The sequence below is a fragment of the Pseudomonas sp. NBRC 100443 genome, from assembly GCF_030268185.1.
In the GTDB taxonomy this organism is placed as follows: domain Bacteria; phylum Pseudomonadota; class Gammaproteobacteria; order Pseudomonadales; family Pseudomonadaceae; genus Pseudomonas; species Pseudomonas citronellolis.
Window position 1 is genome coordinate 183,891 of sequence record NZ_BSQE01000011.1, and the last position, 15,923, is coordinate 199,813.

At 55.0% G+C, this 15,923-nt stretch carries 16 protein-coding genes and 1 pseudogene; 12 read left to right on the forward strand and 5 right to left on the reverse strand.

All coding sequences use genetic code 11. The annotated features are described in order from the left end of the window. Window positions 1-89: 89 nt before the first annotated feature. The 10 genes from QSJ95_RS16685 (at window position 90) to QSJ95_RS16730 (ending at window position 8,390) form a co-directional block, all read left to right on the forward strand. Complete coding sequence (locus QSJ95_RS16685; RefSeq protein WP_285643870.1) at window positions 90-689, forward strand: cytochrome c oxidase subunit 3; 600 nt, start codon at window positions 90-92, stop codon at window positions 687-689. 4 nt (window positions 690-693) lie between these two features. After that, the gene (locus QSJ95_RS16690) at window positions 694-978 is read left to right on the forward strand and encodes a cytochrome C oxidase subunit IV family protein (protein WP_285643872.1); all 285 of its coding nucleotides are present in this window, start codon (window positions 694-696) and stop codon (window positions 976-978) included. Between the two features lie 32 nt (window positions 979-1,010). Next, window positions 1,011-2,513 carry a phosphotransferase family protein gene (locus QSJ95_RS16695; protein ID WP_285643874.1) on the forward strand — a complete coding sequence of 501 codons (1,503 nt, stop codon included), beginning with the start codon at window positions 1,011-1,013 and terminating at the stop codon, window positions 2,511-2,513. A 28-nt stretch (window positions 2,514-2,541) separates the two neighbouring features. Then, entirely contained in the window at window positions 2,542-3,519 is a 978-nt protein-coding gene (locus QSJ95_RS16700; protein WP_285643876.1) for a DUF7064 domain-containing protein, read from the forward strand. Window positions 3,520-3,624: 105 nt separating this feature from the next. Continuing rightward, on the forward strand, window positions 3,625-4,233 hold the full coding sequence (locus tag QSJ95_RS16705) for a TetR/AcrR family transcriptional regulator (RefSeq protein ID WP_285643878.1): 609 nt from the start codon (window positions 3,625-3,627) through the stop codon (window positions 4,231-4,233). A gap of 31 nt (window positions 4,234-4,264) precedes the next feature. Continuing rightward, entirely contained in the window at window positions 4,265-5,038 is a 774-nt protein-coding gene (locus QSJ95_RS16710) for a hypothetical protein (protein ID WP_285643880.1), read from the forward strand. Between the two features lie 112 nt (window positions 5,039-5,150). Further along, window positions 5,151-5,912, forward strand: coding sequence for an SDR family NAD(P)-dependent oxidoreductase (locus QSJ95_RS16715; RefSeq protein WP_285643882.1), 762 nt, complete (start codon window positions 5,151-5,153; stop codon window positions 5,910-5,912). Between the two features lie 135 nt (window positions 5,913-6,047). Continuing rightward, the gene (locus QSJ95_RS16720; RefSeq protein ID WP_285643884.1) at window positions 6,048-6,533 is read left to right on the forward strand and encodes a MaoC family dehydratase; all 486 of its coding nucleotides are present in this window, start codon (window positions 6,048-6,050) and stop codon (window positions 6,531-6,533) included. A 4-nt stretch (window positions 6,534-6,537) separates the two neighbouring features. After that, window positions 6,538-7,320, forward strand: coding sequence for a tyrosine-protein phosphatase (locus QSJ95_RS16725; protein ID WP_285643886.1), 783 nt, complete (start codon window positions 6,538-6,540; stop codon window positions 7,318-7,320). Between the two features lie 293 nt (window positions 7,321-7,613). Beyond that, window positions 7,614-8,390: an IclR family transcriptional regulator gene (locus tag QSJ95_RS16730; protein WP_285643888.1), complete on the forward strand. Its 777-nt coding sequence runs from the start codon at window positions 7,614-7,616 to the stop codon at window positions 8,388-8,390. 617 nt (window positions 8,391-9,007) lie between these two features. Here the strand turns inward: QSJ95_RS16730 and QSJ95_RS16735 are convergent. Beyond that, window positions 9,008-9,193, reverse strand: a complete 186-nt coding sequence (locus QSJ95_RS16735; RefSeq protein WP_285643890.1) for a hypothetical protein — start codon at window positions 9,191-9,193, stop codon at window positions 9,008-9,010. A gap of 169 nt (window positions 9,194-9,362) precedes the next feature. Here QSJ95_RS16735 and QSJ95_RS16740 point away from each other — a divergent pair, with 169 nt between their 5' ends. After that, window positions 9,363-9,896, forward strand: a complete 534-nt coding sequence (locus QSJ95_RS16740) for a phytoene desaturase family protein (RefSeq protein ID WP_285643892.1) — start codon at window positions 9,363-9,365, stop codon at window positions 9,894-9,896. 41 nt (window positions 9,897-9,937) lie between these two features. After that, window positions 9,938-10,858 (forward strand): hypothetical protein, encoded by a 921-nt coding sequence (locus QSJ95_RS16745; protein WP_285643894.1) that lies wholly within the window; start codon window positions 9,938-9,940, stop codon window positions 10,856-10,858. A gap of 894 nt (window positions 10,859-11,752) precedes the next feature. Here the strand turns inward: QSJ95_RS16745 and QSJ95_RS16750 are convergent. The 4 genes and pseudogenes from QSJ95_RS16750 to QSJ95_RS16760 form a co-directional block, all read right to left on the reverse strand. Further along, window positions 11,753-12,211 (reverse strand): chalcone isomerase family protein, encoded by a 459-nt coding sequence (locus QSJ95_RS16750; RefSeq protein WP_285643896.1) that lies wholly within the window; start codon window positions 12,209-12,211, stop codon window positions 11,753-11,755. A gap of 349 nt (window positions 12,212-12,560) precedes the next feature. Then, a complete protein-coding gene (locus tag QSJ95_RS33015) occupies window positions 12,561-13,424 on the reverse strand; it encodes a methyl-accepting chemotaxis protein (protein ID WP_502945278.1) in 864 nt (287 codons plus the stop codon). After that, window positions 13,416-14,183 (reverse strand): annotated as a pseudogene (locus tag QSJ95_RS33020) (MCP four helix bundle domain-containing protein); the annotation flags it as partial. The gene QSJ95_RS33015 and the pseudogene QSJ95_RS33020, both read right to left, overlap by 9 nt. A 352-nt stretch (window positions 14,184-14,535) precedes the next feature. After that, window positions 14,536-15,648 carry an FAD-dependent monooxygenase gene (locus QSJ95_RS16760; RefSeq protein WP_285643900.1) on the reverse strand — a complete coding sequence of 371 codons (1,113 nt, stop codon included), beginning with the start codon at window positions 15,646-15,648 and terminating at the stop codon, window positions 14,536-14,538. Between the last annotated feature and the right edge of the window lie 275 nt (window positions 15,649-15,923).

The window sequence follows — 15,923 nt, forward strand, 5'->3', positions numbered from 1 at the left end:
GCGGGCTCAACCACCTCCAGCCAACAACGCGGAGACGGCAACAGCCCTATGGCCACCGTCATCCCGATGAACAAGAAATGGAAACGGACGTGAACGCAGTCGATATCGGTGATTGCCCGACAGTTGCGAAGAAAACCAAGCGCATTCCAGGTGACGAACTGATCTGGATGTTCCTGCTGGGCGACATGATCTGCTTCGCCCTATTCTTTGCTCTCTACTCCTATACCAAACTCGGCAAGCACGAACTTTTCGTTGCCTCGCAGCAGGCTCTCAACCTGCACACGGGCTCGCTCAACACTCTGTTGCTGCTGGCCAGTTCCTGGTTCGTAGTCCTCGCGGTCAAGGCAGCTCGCCGGCAGATGATCGTCGCCTGTCGCTGGCTGCTGTTACCGGCCTTCCTCTGCGGCAGCGGCTTCGCCCTGATCAAGTCCTACGAGTACAAGGAAAAAGCCGCCGCCGGAATCGACTTTCTGACCAACGACTTCTACCTGTTTTATTACCTGATCACCGGCATGCATTTCGTCCATGTCCTGCTCGGCCTGCCCTTGCTCCTGTATTTCGCCATCATCCTTCGGCCACCGCGGCTCGACGAGCGCACCATGAACAATCTGGAGAGCAGCGCCATCTTCTGGCACATGATCGATCTGCTCTGGATTGTGATCTTCCCGCTGATCTATCTGATGAAGTGACGCCATGAAAGCACTCATTCTCTCTCGGGAAACACTGGTTTGGCTGGTTCTGATGGCCATGACCATCACCTCCTGGGTGCTGGCCTATACCCACGGCATGCTCTTGCCCAGCGCACGCTACGAAGCCGTACTGATCATTTCGCTGGCCTTCATCAAGGCCCGCCTGGTACTGATGCATTTCATGGAAGCGGGCCATGCACCGCTTCAACTACGCATTCCCTGCGAAGCCTGGGTGCTGCTAAGCGCTGGCGCCCTCATCCTATTGGAAAGCGGACTGCTCTCTGCCTGACTCCAGATCCCACAAGAACAAGGACAATGCCGATGAAAATCACCTCCACCGACCGTTACCTCGACTTGCTGCTGAAATCACTGAGCGAAACCATCGAGCCAGAGTTGCAATCCAGCAATGCCAAAGCGTCACTTGGCATGATCAAGGGAGTTCTCGGCGAGCTGCTCAAGCGCGAACATGTGACTGGAGGACTACTGCGCGAGGTGATTCGTGAAGGGCTCGATCTGCAAGATACCCTGACCGATGCCTTGCACATTCCCGCGCCCACCGGCGACGTCTCGCGCAACGCAATCGAAACGGCAATCCGGAACGACGATACCTCCCTGGAAGCCTTGCTGCGCCAATACGAAATCCTCTGCAGCAACCTGGACGAGCTGAGCAGCAGGCTCGACCAGAGTGATCTACCTCAGGAGCAGACTGCGGCCCTACTCAAGCGCTTGGCCGAATGGGAGCTGTCCTATTACGAGCGCGAGGCTCAGTTGGCCGTACCAGCGCTCCCCCACATCGACAATCCCAAGCAACCACTGGACAAGCGATTACTGCAAGACTTCCTCAACAGCCTGCCGGGTAGCAGCGGCAGTGTGGAGGTTTCGCGCCTGGAGCCACTTCCTGGTGGCTTCGGCAAGCAGACCTACTTTGCCTCCTACCTGCGCCAGCCCGGGGCGGAACCGAGCGAGTTGGTAGTGCGCAAGACCGACCCAGCGCCAATCATGAGCCACGGCGCCTGTGACCTGGAAAGCGAATACGCGCTGCTCAAAACGCTGGCTCGGATCGACTACCCGGCCCCAAAACCCCAAGACTTCGCCAAGGGTTTCAAGAACCTGGACGCCGATTTCTACACCATGGACAGGATCGCAGGCAGTACGCAGGGAACTTTCCTTGGCGGGCTCAGCGGCGAGGTGGAGGAGGATCTGTTCATGCAACTCGCCGAGCGCCTCGGACAATTGCACGCCCTGCCGCTGGAGATGTTCGCCGACTACATCGAGCAGTACGAGGACCCGCGCATCCTCAGCGGCAGCGTTGAAGACTGCTATCGCTACAACCTCGAGGGCTGGTATCGCTACATGGCCCGTGAGGATCACCTGCCATCCCCCTATATGCGTTGGCTGCTGCACTGGCTGAGTCACAACATTCCCAAGGACGCACGCAAGCCGATCCTGGTCCATGGCGATTTCAACATCCACAACATTCTGTTCGACCAGGGCAAGCTTACCGCTGTACTCGATTGGGAGTGCTCGGGTTTTGGTGCACCGGAGCAGGATCTAGCCTACATCAAGCCGCATATTTCCCAACACATCGAATGGGATCGCTTCGTCAACCATTACCTGGCTCATGGAGGGCTGGAAGTGAATCCCGCGGCAATGGCCTTCGGCTTCGTCTACTCGGCACTGCGCACCAACCTAGCTGGCAACCGCGGCACCAGCAACATGCAGAGCGGACGTAACCAAGACCTGCGCTACACCATGGTCGAGCTTGGCTTCACTCGTTCGTTCATGGACATGGCCCTGACCAGCGCCTACGCCACTTCCAAATAAAACAAGTACAACCTCGAGGACAACGACGATGAAAGTAACCGGCGGTAGTGACGTACTGGAATACGGCCCGCAACAGGAGGGCCCGCAAACACCTGGCCAGGACCCATTCTGGCAGGACAGCGTCGTACTGGTCTGGTGGGACCTGGAGAACCGCGTCGGAGGCATGCACCGCATTGGCCATGAAATGAACGTAGCGGGCGGTCCGCAGGTCTCCCTATGGAACTACGTGTTTTCCCCCGATTACATCTTCAAGCGTGACGATCGCCTGCCACTGCGCGAAGGCGACCGTGACGGTCGCCGCTTCAACAGCGGTGACGACACCTGCATATTCGAGTACACCGACCACCCCATCTGGCGTATCAACGACCAGGATGTCAGCGCCGAGCTGCACGTGAAGGATCATCACCCTCCCGTGGACATCTACCCGAAGAAGGGTGCCATGGCTGACGACGTCGCCCCCAATCACATGGAGGTGGCTGGCCGGATATCCGGGGAGCTGACCATCATGGGGCAGCGTTACCAGATCAATGGGTTCTCCTTCCGGGATCATGGCTGGGGCACACGCAAGTGGGATGTGTTCGTCGGCCATCGCTGGATGGCCGGAGTTCTGGCTGATGGCACCATGCTCTTCGCCCAGACCTTCCACAGCTCAGACGACCAACTGGTACGCTTCGGTTGCATGATCAAGGACGACGTACTGACCTACGCCAAGCACGTCGATATCCTCATGTACCTGGAACCCGATGGACTCACCCATCGTGGCGGCCGGGTCGAGATGACGCTCAGCACTGGCGAACTGATTCAGGTCGAATGCACGCCATTGCAGAAAGGCATCGTCTCCTGGATCCATGGAATCGCCTGCGTCGACACCATCTGCCGCATCGAGTATGCCGGTGTGGAAGGCATCTGCGACTTCGAGACTACCAACAACGCCCTGCGAGGTTCGCACCGACCGAAGCTGGCGCTCAATGCAGTAGTCGATAACGGCATGAATCGCCTGGGATAGCGATCAACGGCACCGTATGATCAACGGCCTCCCCGCGCCCCAGTGGCAAGCGGGGCAGACCGTTATGCCAGTCAGCCCCTTGACAGCCGCCTCACGGGAGTTCTCTTGAAGAAAAGCGCCCCTCAACCTGCCAACTCGCGCCAGCGAATCCTCGAGGTGTCGACCCAGCTCTTCGCCAAACATGGTTTCGACGGCGTCACCATGCGCAACATCGCCACAGCCGCAGAGATAACCCTGCCGGCCATCTACCACCACTTCGGCAACAAGGAAGAGTTGTTCAAAGCGGTGGAAACCGAAATGTATACCTCCCATGCCCGGTCGCTGATAAATCAATTGCAGGCGGATCTCAGTGCCGAAGAACGCCTGCGCGGATTCGTCTTCGTGATGTTCGATCACCTGCAGTCCAACCCAGACTATCTAAAGCTTCTGCAGCGTAACCTGGTCGATGGCTGGGAAGAAAACCAGGTATTTCTGGTCGATCTTTCGCTACAGCCAGTGATGGACGAGTTGAAGACACTGCTCAACCAATACGCTCCCGGTACCGGCGATAGTGTCGCCCCAGTAGCCATCTTCTCGCTCATCCTGGGCTTCATTACTCTCCTACCGGTCGTCCGTCATCTCCGAGAACAACCATTCATGTCCGGTCCTGGCACGCAAACGCGCACATTGCTCGTAGAGTCGGTGATGAACTTCGTCGCTGCCAATCGTCCCTGAGTCCGAGCCATCCTCTACCAACGAGACCGCGATGAGCCATCCCGACCAACACCCCGGACGCCGTTCCCACTGGCTCGCGATGCTTTGCCTGCTGTGCAGTGCTTGTGGACACGCGAGTAACCACCAGGATATCCAGGAACTGCGAACCCTCAGCTATTCGGTTCTGGAAAACGTTCTGGTCTATCACAATCCCCAAGGAAGCCCATTCGACAGCGAAAACGCCACTCGCTACCAGGTGAGTCTGCAACGCTTGCACGATCACGCGGCGAAACTCGGGCGAACCGATATCCTCGAGCAGACGACACGGCTGGCCATCGCTGTGGCGGGGCTGCGCAACCTCCCGCAGTCCAGCACTGGCATACGCACCAGCATTCCGCCCTACTCGCTCTGGCTGCTTCCCGTCGTGGAGCAACAGCAAAAACTGGTCGATGAACTCAGTGCGCTCTATGCAGACACCCCGTCGAGTAGTCCCGCTCAACAGGCTCTAAATGACTTGAGCCAAGACGTCGCAAGGCTCTCGCTCTCCTACCAGCTTGCAGTGTTTCCACAACTGATGGCTCAGATATGGACACTCGACGAGGCCAGCGCCACCGCTCTGGATGCCTCGATCCGCCAGCGCTTCGAAACTCTGCCACGGCAGTATCCCGAGGCCGCTGACACTCTGGAAAAACTGCAACGCCGCTATCACTTCGTCCATGGCCACCTGGCCGAACCGGACAAAAACGTGGCGCCAAGTGCAGTCGAGCGATACCTGCTGAGCACCAGCAACGATCTAGACGATCTGGCCAGCAGGCTGTCCCGCTGAATACCGCCGCTCGCTATCTCGTCTGAAACGACGACGGGAAACGAGGCCGGACCTGCTGACAATGAGGGATACCGGCGCAACCGGTCGGCAAACACCTACAAGGAGCCTAGAAATGTCTCAGAACGTTCTGTTCATCACTGGTGCAGGGAGCGGGCTTGGCCTGCTCAGCGCTCAACGAGCCCTGGCCGATGGATGGGCCGTCGCCGCCCTGGACGTCAACCTAGAGGGGCTCAACAAGCTAGGAGACAACCCCAGGCTGCTCAAGCTGGTGGTCGACATCACTGACCCGCTTGCCATCGAGGAAGCAGTGGAGCGGTGCGAGAACGAGTTGGGTCCAATCACCCGGCTAACCAACGCTGCAGCCATCATGCCTCTTGGCTTGCTGCTGGAGCAGCCACGGGAGGTCATCCTCAAGATCATGGCGATCAATTTCGGCGGCCTGGTCAACCTGTCGAAAATCGCCTTGCCTCGTCTGATCGCCCGAGGGAAAGGCGAGTTCGTCAGCTATGCCTCCATGGCCGGGCACTGGCCAATTCTCTACATGGGAGCCTACAACGCCGCCAAGCACGCCGTAGCCGCCTATACGGAAGTGCTCTTCCACGAAACCCGTGGCAGTGGCGTCCGCATCGTCTGCGTCTGCCCCCCCATAGTGGCGACGCCGTTGCTCGACCAGGCGCGCTCTACCGTATGGCCAAAAATCTTCAACATTTTCCCGCCGATCACCCCCGAGACCGTACTTGAGAAAATCGAGCACGACCTCAAGGGTAAGCGTCTTTGGGTATTCCCCGGTCCAATGACGGCACTCTCTTGGCGTCTGCGGCGCTGGTTGCCAGAAACCCTCTGGTGGACTGTACACAAGGTGGAGCGCATCTGACTCGCCGGCTGCGCCGCTCAAGAATCGTCGGATACGACGATACCTCTCTCGGTAGTGAGCTTGAGAATGCCTCAGAAGCCGCCCGTCTGATTACACAGAGACGAGCGTCCTACAACCCCAACCGAGGAAGCGCGCATGAGTGAAGCAACCACTACGGAATATCCCATCCACCCCTTCCGTACCCACCGCCGGACGATTACCGAAACCGATATCGTCAATTTCGTCAATCTCACAGCGTTCCACGAGCCTTATTTCATCGACATGGAATTCCTCAAGGAAAACATGTCCGGGGCGCATCAGAATCGCTTCGCCCCGGGCCCGATGATCATTTCCTACTCGATGGGGCTCGTGTCGCCGATTCTGATGAAGGTCGTGGATCAGGTGCTGGAAGGACATGCCGTCGGTCCCTTCGCTGGCATGACTGGATTACAGGCGCGCATCCATGCCGCAGTGTTCCCCGGCGACACCTTGCATGTCGAAGGTGAGGCACGCATCAAGGCCAAGAGCAGCAGTGGATTTACCATCCTGGACTTGCGCCATGTCACGAAGAATCAGCGGGGAGAAGTCGTGGTGGAGTTCACCGAAACCGTACTGTTCCACAAGCCCCAAAGCAGCGAGTGAAGCCATGAGCGAAAGTGCTGCTCACCTACTGCTGGAAAGTGTGCCGAACTTCCGCGACCTCGGTGGCTACCGTGCACGCTGCGGCCGATGCGTTCGCCCCGGCCTCCTCTATCGCTCGGAGGATCTCTCTAATCTCAACCCCGAGGACCTCAATCGATTTCGCGATCTAAACATCCAGGTGTTGTGCGATGTACGCAGTGCCGGCGAACAGCAGCGCACCCCCAACCGTTTGCCACGAGACCATCGAATCGACATCGTCAGCCTCGATATCCTGGCAGACCTACGCGCCGGCAACAGCGTGATTCATGAGTTGCTCTCCAGTTCACCCACGGCCAAAAGCGCTGAACAAGCAATGCTGGCCACCTACCGGCTGTTTCCTGGTGCTTTCGCCAAACAGCTCCCGCTATTGCTCGACCACCTGCTTAACCAGAATATTCCACTGCTGTTCCACTGCGCGGCCGGCAAGGATCGGACAGGCTTTATTGCCGCCCTGCTACTGCATATTTTGGATGTTCCCTGGGAAAGCATTTACCTTGACTACCTCGCCAGTGCAGATCGCTGGCAAGGCCCCCGCAGCGAAGCGGTAATCCGGGGCTATCTGGCCGGGCTGAGCAGTACGGAACCGGACCAATCCGCAGTACGGATCTTATGCGGGGTAAAACCGGCATATCTGGATGCTGCTTTCGATGCGTTGACAGAGCAGTACGGAAACATTGAAAACTATTTTGCACTGGCTGGAATGCAGCAGGCAGAGGTACTTCATTTGAGAGATTTACTCTTAGAGTAACCTCGCGATGAACGACAATAAAATCCACAGTCCTCGTGGATAAACGAACGCTATTGCATGGCCTCTAGCGCCTGATACAAGCCCCAGGATCTACTACGCCACTGCCGAGCCGTGTAAAGGTCTGAGTAGCGTGGGCAACAGGCGCATTCAAAACGACACATAACATAATTCGGGTCGCCCCATGAATCGACTGCGCATAGAGCAACCCAACTCTCTCGCTCCGCTATACCCCATACCGTAGTCACCTATAGGAAAGCGCTGAACATCCGCAACCATCGAGCATGGACATAGATATGAATGATTCGGAAAAGCGGCTACGAAACACCGGATCCAAGAATGTTGGTGCCGTGGTACATGCCATTCAAATCCTCCGTTATCTGGCGAGTACTGAGACAGCCGAGGGCGCAACGAGCATCGCTCGCGCCACAGGAATCAGTCCGAGCACCGTGTTCAACATCCTGCGCACTCTGAATAATGAGAAGTTGGTTTCAATCAACGAAAAGAGAAAGACCTATCAATTGGGTCTTGGCTTGTCAGAACTGGCGCTGGGCCTCATTGGTCACAGTTACATAGAGCTAATCCAACCGGAATTGGAGCGATTGAGCCTTAATCATCGGACGTTCATTTCCCTATGGCAGGTCACTGAAGATGCCCACATCCGTCTGATAGCTCGGTCGACGCCAAGTAGTGCCCACATCAATATTGCCCTGGATACCCGTCTGCCAGAACTCGCCGGGGCTGCTGGTCGCTGTATTGCGGCCATACGTAACCTGTCAGACACAGAGTTAAGACGTCGTTTGAGTATGATAAGTTGGGAAAGCCCTCCCAGCTTCGAGAAATATCGAGCAGAAGTAACCGAGGCGGCTAGAAAGGGTTGGGGCCTCGACCAGAATGAGCTTTATTGCGGTATCAGTTCCCTAGCCAGTACCATCATCGATCGAGAGGGACTGCCACGTTTCGTCATATCCGCAACGGGCATTAGCGCTCAATACAAACAAGAAGATTTTGATCGTATTGGCTCCAGCTTATTAGAGACCAATCACTTCATTCGCCGAGCACTATTCCCGTAACTCCTGGCAAGGTGGTCGATTGCGCCGTGACCAGGTGAGTCAAGCTGTATATTAACAGGTGAAATCCAGAGTTCCTTGATTACTATGGCGGGAGCTTTACAGTTCAGCACTTCTGGACTCCTTCATGATCTTGAGATTGCTCAAGTCCAACTCGACGTACCAGCAGCTTCTTAATGGCCCTTTCAAGGCAATCTCAGTTTTCGAATATTCAACCTGCCAAGCACTTGTTTGTAGTGTGCCTGCCTCATCCACAATGGGCGCTTCTACGGCTCTTCAGGCCAACCCGATTGCTGCATAGAGGCCTATCGCGCCTGGAGTAGCCGGAGCAGCATCACCTCCCCAAGCAACCAAGCATGCCGTTCTGGATGAGTTGCTGCCAGGGCAACTGATCTCGCTCAGCACTGAGCGAGAACCACATCCACACCGCCGACAGCGATAAGCTGCGCCGCAGTGGTCCCTCTGAGATCAGTTAGGGCTCATCGCCCTACCCTACATTCCCTCCCCCAGGCTCGACTGAACGGTTCGTGCCAGAAGCCACCGTACCCTGAACTGCTTCCACAACTGTCCGTGCTCTGCCAGCGTGTCAACTCAACGAGCCACTGGTCCTGATCGCCAGTTCACCGCGATGCCATGTCCTGGAGGTTGATTAATCCGGTGCCGGATATCTCCTCCTGAAGTCCAGCTAGTCCCTCACCTTCGCTCGGGTTCTCAGCCGTACCTTCGATACTGCCGGCTGCAACCAGGTCGAGGTCAAGCACAAGCACTAACCAGTTCGAGACGAATGGCAATTGGACGATTGACATCCGCAAATTCGAGATCATAAACTTATCAATATAACTAACGTTATATAAGGATCTCGTACCAAACCAAGCCGGCGCCTCAATGAGGAGATGAAGGCCACGGCCGGAGCGGGCCAGCCCCGCACCCTAGACATGAGCGGGATCCAGAAAAATCCAAAAACGAGGACAGTACATGCAACAAATCGACGTAATCGTGGCGGGTGCCAGCCATAACAGCCATGTGTCAGCCTGCCATCCGACTAAGGCCGGGCTGAGAGTTCTTGTCTTGGAAGCCCACCAGACATCCTGTGGCATGACCTGTACCAACCCCATGGCCCCCGAGGCGCCGGAACACCGCATCAACGAGGCTTCGATCCACACCTCGATGTTCGATGAACTGGAGCTCGCGAAGAGGTCCGACCTGAGTCAACGTCTGATCGCCCCGTGTCACTACCTGCTGAACTCCAATGGCGAAGCCTCTTTCGGCATGTGGCGTGGCCCACACCACACGGCATCGGAAATCTCGCACTTCTCCAGGATGGACGCCCAGGCCTGGCTGCAGATGTCCGAATCCGCCGATGCGCCCTGCGCATCAGCCAGCCGCTGGTCGGCTACACGATCCCAGTCAAGGGACTCTATCTCAGCGGCTCGGGATACCCCGAACACAAGGATCTGCAGCCAACCCGGCCGTAACACGGCCTTCATCCTACTGAAAGACGGCCGCTAATCAGCCGCACTCCCCGTTCAACAACAAAAAGAGGATGTCACATGGCTAGTTCACTCTACGGAAACCTTCCCGGTCTCCCACCCAACGTCAAACCGCTTCCGGCAGGTTTCGAGGCAGGCACAACCAACGAATGGATCTTCTTCTTCGTGGCAGGGGCAGCCGTCGTGCTGTTCGCGCTGCCATGGGCCCTACGCGCAGCCGCCAAGAAAAACTGGATCCCGCTCCTCGTAATGTTCAGCGGCCTGATCTGCTCGCTCGAAGAAGCCATGCTGGACATGCTTGGTCACCTCCACTGGGCAGATGATCTGATCCCGGCCTATACCAACTTCGGTATCACCGTACCGCTGTTGATTCCGCTGTGCTACGTAGCATTCCTCGGTCTACAGTCCTACTTCTGCTATTTCGTCATCCGCAATGGTGCGACCTACAAGCACTTCCTGATGCTGCTGGCGATGGGTGGAATCCTTGATGCCATCATGGAGACCATCGGCATCAATCTGAATGTCTACGAGTACTATGGCATTCAGCCCTTTACCCTATTCAACTTCCCGTATTGGTGGGCTTTCATCAACAGTGCTTCGTTCGTCACTGTCGGCTGTATCCTGACCTATGCCGTGCCACGCCTGAAGGGTTGGAAGCAATTGCTCATCCTCCTGGCAGCGCCGTATGGCATGGCCATGACCTATTTCACTGTGGGCTGGATTCACATTCTTGCGCACAATTCCGGCCTACCAGAATGGGCACGCTGGGCTGCTGCCACGATCATGATGATCGAGAGCATCTTCTACATGAAGCTTCTGCACCACCTATTCGGCGCCAAAGAAGGCGAGCGCACTGCCAATTGGACCCTGCTGCGTATGTTCGCCTACACAATGATGCCGGAAGATGCACGCAATCGCCTTTGGAAAAAAATGGCAACTGAAGGAGAACTGCCGGCAGATCGCCTTCCTGCCGCGCACTGATTCCCTTTTCCATCGACCGGGCAACCGGTCGGTGGAACTATTTCAACGCCGGGAGTCATAGCTTTGCCTTGCAGTTCTGATGGTTCTTTGATGGCGCACTCTCTAACGATACGAAGCCCGCGATAGACCTGTACGGATCAACGCAGTACTACCACTCTCCTACTGCTGTCTGCAGGACAAGCCCATGTAATCTACACGCCTCGGTCACGGCCGCACCAGGCAGCAAAAATACATCTGAGAAGATGAATCAATCAACAACTAAAAGGGGATGAAGAAAGCAAGACGTAGACCATGGAGATAGATGACGCCCCACACAAGCAACCACCCCCGGTCGGCGGCGCACGATTGCTGTCGAACCTATTGCTACAACCAAGATTCGGCGGTGTTACTCCCATACCAGGGCACCTTGCGGTTGCCGACGTTAATATCAACGACCTCGCTCACATGAGAGCTCTTGTAGGCCTTGACCGCACGAGGACGGTGCCCGAAATTTGCAAGGACAGATATTGTCGGAGCAATTGAAGCCCAGTATCCAATCAAAAAGTGCCAAACGAAATGCGCATCCGGATAAGTCGAAGAAGAGTTCCCCCACTAGCTCATGACCAGTGAGGCTTGCCCAGAGGCTCTATGATGGTCACCACGACTACGAGTAGCAGCTTACGGCGGCATGTACTCCTGCACATGACTTCATGCATTACCTATGGATCACATGAGACAATGCCAACCTACATCCATGAGGTTGCCTAGAGTTTCACGCACGTTATGCGCATAGCAAGGTTTCAAGCAAGAAAATGTGACTAGGCCCCTTCGTACTCTTGGACAACGCAGAATTGGTCATATGCCTAACTAATACCACTTTAACGCGCCCCAAGAAGACTATCTCCAGCGCCTGCGTCATTGTCTAAACAAGGCATCCGAGGCACCCATTTTTATTCCAAGCAACCCCATTTTTTCCATTCTATTTACGGGACGCGGACCTAGCCATTGACTCAGGAAACGAAAGAAGAAGTCCTTACCCGGGATCACTCCCGCCGAGCGCCCATTAAGGAATACCTCAGTACCTTCGCCTGGAGAGCATGAGAAAACTGCACGATCACCGTTTACAAATCCACTCACTGGAGCAAGCGCCATCAGCTTACTTAAAACTGGCGCGAACTCTTGGAGCACTGGATCGTCTAGGTTAACGAAAAGATCCTCCAAGAGAAGAGACTTAGCCCTTTTAAGCGAGAATTCATCTTCAAAAACAATAGATATCACCCCTGATCTACCGCCGGTCAATACAAACTGTGCGCTGTCAGATCTAGCAGGAAAATAAAGAGCAAGCTCATACTGAGGCCTACTTTCTCGAGACACTCGCTTAGCAATCCCATTGATAACTTGAACCCTCCCCCCTGAGAAAAATTAGCAGAAAAGCCATCAGCAAACGAACTGACAGAAAAGACAGAAAGCAAAGAAATCATGACTCCAATTATTATGCTCCCCCAAGACCGTTATAACTCTTGAGCCAAACCTCGAATCTCTACCAATTTCCTGGAGAACCAGCGAGACCTGAGATTATGTTTTTCAATATTCGCCATAACCACCCAAAAAACCAGACTCAATGAAAAACACCAATCTGAAAGTATAGCATTACGCACTGAACCAGTAACGAAATCCAAGACTACACAAAGCTGCTAAAACATCCAGAACCCCGCAATACAGCTTAGGCCTGAAACCTCGAGACCAGCTCCTGCAAGAGACCAGCTAACTCCGACAAATCGCCGCTGGCCTGATCTGTCTGATTCACGCCTTCAGATGCTTTCTGGAACAGCCCCTGTATCCTCAGCAAGCTCTGGTTGACACTTTCCATCATCCCCTCCTGTTGATCAGCTGCATCAGCTATCACTCTGCTCCGTTCGTTAATTGTCTCGATTGAGGCCCGAATATCTCGCAATGCCTGATCAGCTGAACCAGCCAAACTTAGAGTGATCTCCGCGCTCTCCGAGCTGCGTTGCATAGACGAGACAGCGCGCTCTGTTACATCCTGAATACCCCCAATGAGCACTTCGATTTCATGTGTCGAGTTCTTCGTTCTATGAGCCAAGGCACGAACCTCCTCAGCGACTACAGCGAATCCACGCCCCGCGTCACCGGCTCGAGCAGCCTCAATGGCTGCGTTCAACGCGAGAAGGTTGGTTTGCTCCGCGATGGAGCGAATAACCTCGATTATTCTCGTGACGTTTGCAACGCTCATTGCCAACTCGCCAATTTGCGCGTTCGTCAGAGAAACCTCTTGAGAAAGCCCTGAGATGGAGTTGACCATCCGTGCAACCTGCTCACAACCCGACTTCACACTCTGATCGGAGATTTGAGAGACTTCCGCAGTCCTGGCTGCGTTCTTTGCAACCTCCACCACGGCGAGAGTCGCAACATTCACAATAGAAACCGCTGACACAACTTCCTCATTCTGCAACTTCATAGCGTGTGACGAAGAAGCGGTGACCACTTTCAACTCGCGTGCTGAAGCTGCGATGCGAGTAGATGACTTAGTAATCGCCTCGATCACATCTCTCAAACCATCCTGCATGAGCTTGAGCGAACTAAGAACCTGAGCAGGCTCGTCTCTGCCTGCCGTGTCTATCTTTGCATCTAGTCTGCCGCGGGCAACCATCTCGACTACCTGCACAGCTCGCCCAAGTGGGTGCGCAATGCTTCTGGTGTAAAAAAAAGCCAAGCCTACTGTCACGAGTAGAGCAAGAAATACGGCGGCTAGAATTCCCCGCCGGGCGCTGTCACGTGCCTCAAGGAGCCCTGCCGTTGCTTTTTCATAACCCTCCATGTTAAGTCTCATAAGCTCTTCAGTTGCCATTCCAAGCCGAGTCCCATAATCAATTATTGCCCCCCTAAGCATTGAAGAGGCCGAAGCCAGATCACCAGAAGCAATTACCCCGACTATTTTCTCCTGCTCTGCGGTATAAATCTTGTCAGACTTTTCGAACTGGACGAATACACTTCGCTCTTTCACGCTCGTCAGCCCAGCATCAACATGCTCCTTCAAAGATTTAACTTCACCCACGAGAGCTTCCAACTGTCGAAGACCACCTTCTCTCGCCGCCGGATTCTCCATGGAGGCCAGTTGAGCCAGAAACACATGATTCCTAAGCTGCGCCTTAACCAGGTTGCTGAGATTAACAATATTGGGTAACCACTTCTCATTAATTACTGCCGACTGCTTGGTCATTCTTTCCATTTTCTGGATAGAGAAAGCTCCCAAGAGAAAAACAATCAGTGCTATGACTCCAAAACTAAAGGCCGAACGCGGCGCTAACTTCATGCTTCGCAACATATCTCCCCCTGGAAAGCCAAAGGCAGCAAGCAAAAAAACGCCTGACGAAGACCGCACAGGCGCACAAGTAAATCTAGGGACAACAAGAAGAAGCGTTAAAGGCCATCAGGGTAATGAACAACCAGGAAAGCCATGACTGCGGAGATAACCCCACCAGTAAGACCAGCCACAATAGATTCTTTCAAGGCAGGACTCATAGCAGTTCCTCTATTTTTTATTTTCGGGCATGCATCAGAAAAAAACCATCCTCGAGCGAGAAAGATCATTGACTTAAGTATTTCCTTGAGTTTTTTAACTATCCTCGATTCACCGTTTCCAAGCGAATCGAGGAATCATCCCTATAGGTAAGGAATTACATGGGATTCCCCAAATACTGGTAGGTCTGCAGAAGCAGTGCAGCCGATTTCTCTCGGTTACCCAGCGCGTCTTCCTGTTCATTCCTACACAGTTGAAGCGATGCATCGCAGATCGTCTTGCAACGTTCGAATCGACGATTGGAGTACATCTCAAGAGCAGCTTTTGCTGTGGAGGTGGCCGCGAGGCTCTCGGCGAGGACAACAGCATCTTCGATGGCCATGCCACCGCCAGAGGTCATTTGAGGCGTGGGAGCGTGCGCCGCGTCGCCGAGCAGAACCACTCGATTGCGATGCCAAGGCGCAGGCACCAGTGTGATATCCAGCGGACGGAAAATGATCTGCTTGGCACCGGTCACAAGCTCGAGCGACTCGCGGATTGCCGGAGCGGTGTATTCCATCAAGCGCTCTCGAATCAGGTGATGAGCCTCTCCTTCCGGAATGCGCAGAGGCTCTTTGCTATTTTCGAGATAGAAGATGTAGCAGCTCTCTTTCGACGTCGGGAACGCCCCCACCGTATGCCCCGTGGTAGTGCGATAAAGGCAGAAAGCATCGATTTCAGCCGGCCTCGGCGCGTTAAAACGCCAGACACTTTGACCAGCAAATCGGGGGCTGCAGTTCGAGCCAAATACCTGATCACGGATCTTCGAGTAAACCCCGTCCGCCGCAACCACCAGGTCGTAAGTTGCCTCGCGACCGTCCGAGAACCGAACGTCGACGCCATTCTCACGATTGATCAGATTCTCGACAGTCAGACCACGATCGAGGACTGCACCAGCATCCTCTGCAGCAGCCTCCAGGATGCGAGCCAGTTCCGGGCGGCGAATCCCGCAGCTGGGTGGAGCAGGATTGGTTACCAGAAGCTCACCTACCGAGTTGAACTGGCGAAACTTATCGAATCGGTAACCACTATCCAGGCAGAGCTCCGCAAGGCCGAGACCTGTGAGGGCACGCATCGCGTTGTGAAGCATACAGATTCCAGAGCCGGCAATCGGAGCCTCAGGCTTGATATCGATGCAGTGAACATCAACACCAATTCTGCGAAGCGCAAAAGCTGCTGTTGCGCCACCGATTCCGCTGCCCACGATCAGGACGCGTTTAATTGCATTCATTTCTTGTCTCCTCTCCGCTTCTGTGGCGGCTGGCAACTGCTATAGCAGGTATAGTCGCCCGCACATCGCTCAAGGCTCTGCACGAAGCTGGTCACATTTGCGCCTCTTACTGACCGGCACCGATACGTCTCCGCGGATAGCTACGGCTTGATATCGGCGCCCGTCTGACCAACTCGGATGCTGCACTAGCCACCCTGAGCTGGTCGAGTCACCTTTCGACGCTCAAACCTCGCGGCTTGAAATGTTCAAAGGCAGAAATTAACAGCAGTACATCT

Coding starts and splice junctions, on each gene's coding strand:
- QSJ95_RS33015 (WP_502945278.1), bottom strand. CDS start 13,424: ATGCAGGATGGTTTGAGAGATGTGATCGAGGCGATTACTAAGTCATCT.
- QSJ95_RS16735 (WP_285643890.1), bottom strand. CDS start 9,193: ATGTCAATCGTCCAATTGCCATTCGTCTCGAACTGGTTAGTGCTTGTG.
- QSJ95_RS16710 (WP_285643880.1), top strand. CDS start 4,265: ATGAGCCATCCCGACCAACACCCCGGACGCCGTTCCCACTGGCTCGCG.
- QSJ95_RS16760 (WP_285643900.1), bottom strand. CDS start 15,648: ATGAATGCAATTAAACGCGTCCTGATCGTGGGCAGCGGAATCGGTGGC.
- QSJ95_RS16740 (WP_285643892.1), top strand. CDS start 9,363: ATGCAACAAATCGACGTAATCGTGGCGGGTGCCAGCCATAACAGCCAT.
- QSJ95_RS16690 (WP_285643872.1), top strand. CDS start 694: ATGAAAGCACTCATTCTCTCTCGGGAAACACTGGTTTGGCTGGTTCTG.
- QSJ95_RS16700 (WP_285643876.1), top strand. CDS start 2,542: ATGAAAGTAACCGGCGGTAGTGACGTACTGGAATACGGCCCGCAACAG.
- QSJ95_RS16745 (WP_285643894.1), top strand. CDS start 9,938: ATGGCTAGTTCACTCTACGGAAACCTTCCCGGTCTCCCACCCAACGTC.
- QSJ95_RS16720 (WP_285643884.1), top strand. CDS start 6,048: ATGAGTGAAGCAACCACTACGGAATATCCCATCCACCCCTTCCGTACC.
- QSJ95_RS16730 (WP_285643888.1), top strand. CDS start 7,614: ATGAATGATTCGGAAAAGCGGCTACGAAACACCGGATCCAAGAATGTT.
- QSJ95_RS16695 (WP_285643874.1), top strand. CDS start 1,011: ATGAAAATCACCTCCACCGACCGTTACCTCGACTTGCTGCTGAAATCA.
- QSJ95_RS16725 (WP_285643886.1), top strand. CDS start 6,538: ATGAGCGAAAGTGCTGCTCACCTACTGCTGGAAAGTGTGCCGAACTTC.
- QSJ95_RS16715 (WP_285643882.1), top strand. CDS start 5,151: ATGTCTCAGAACGTTCTGTTCATCACTGGTGCAGGGAGCGGGCTTGGC.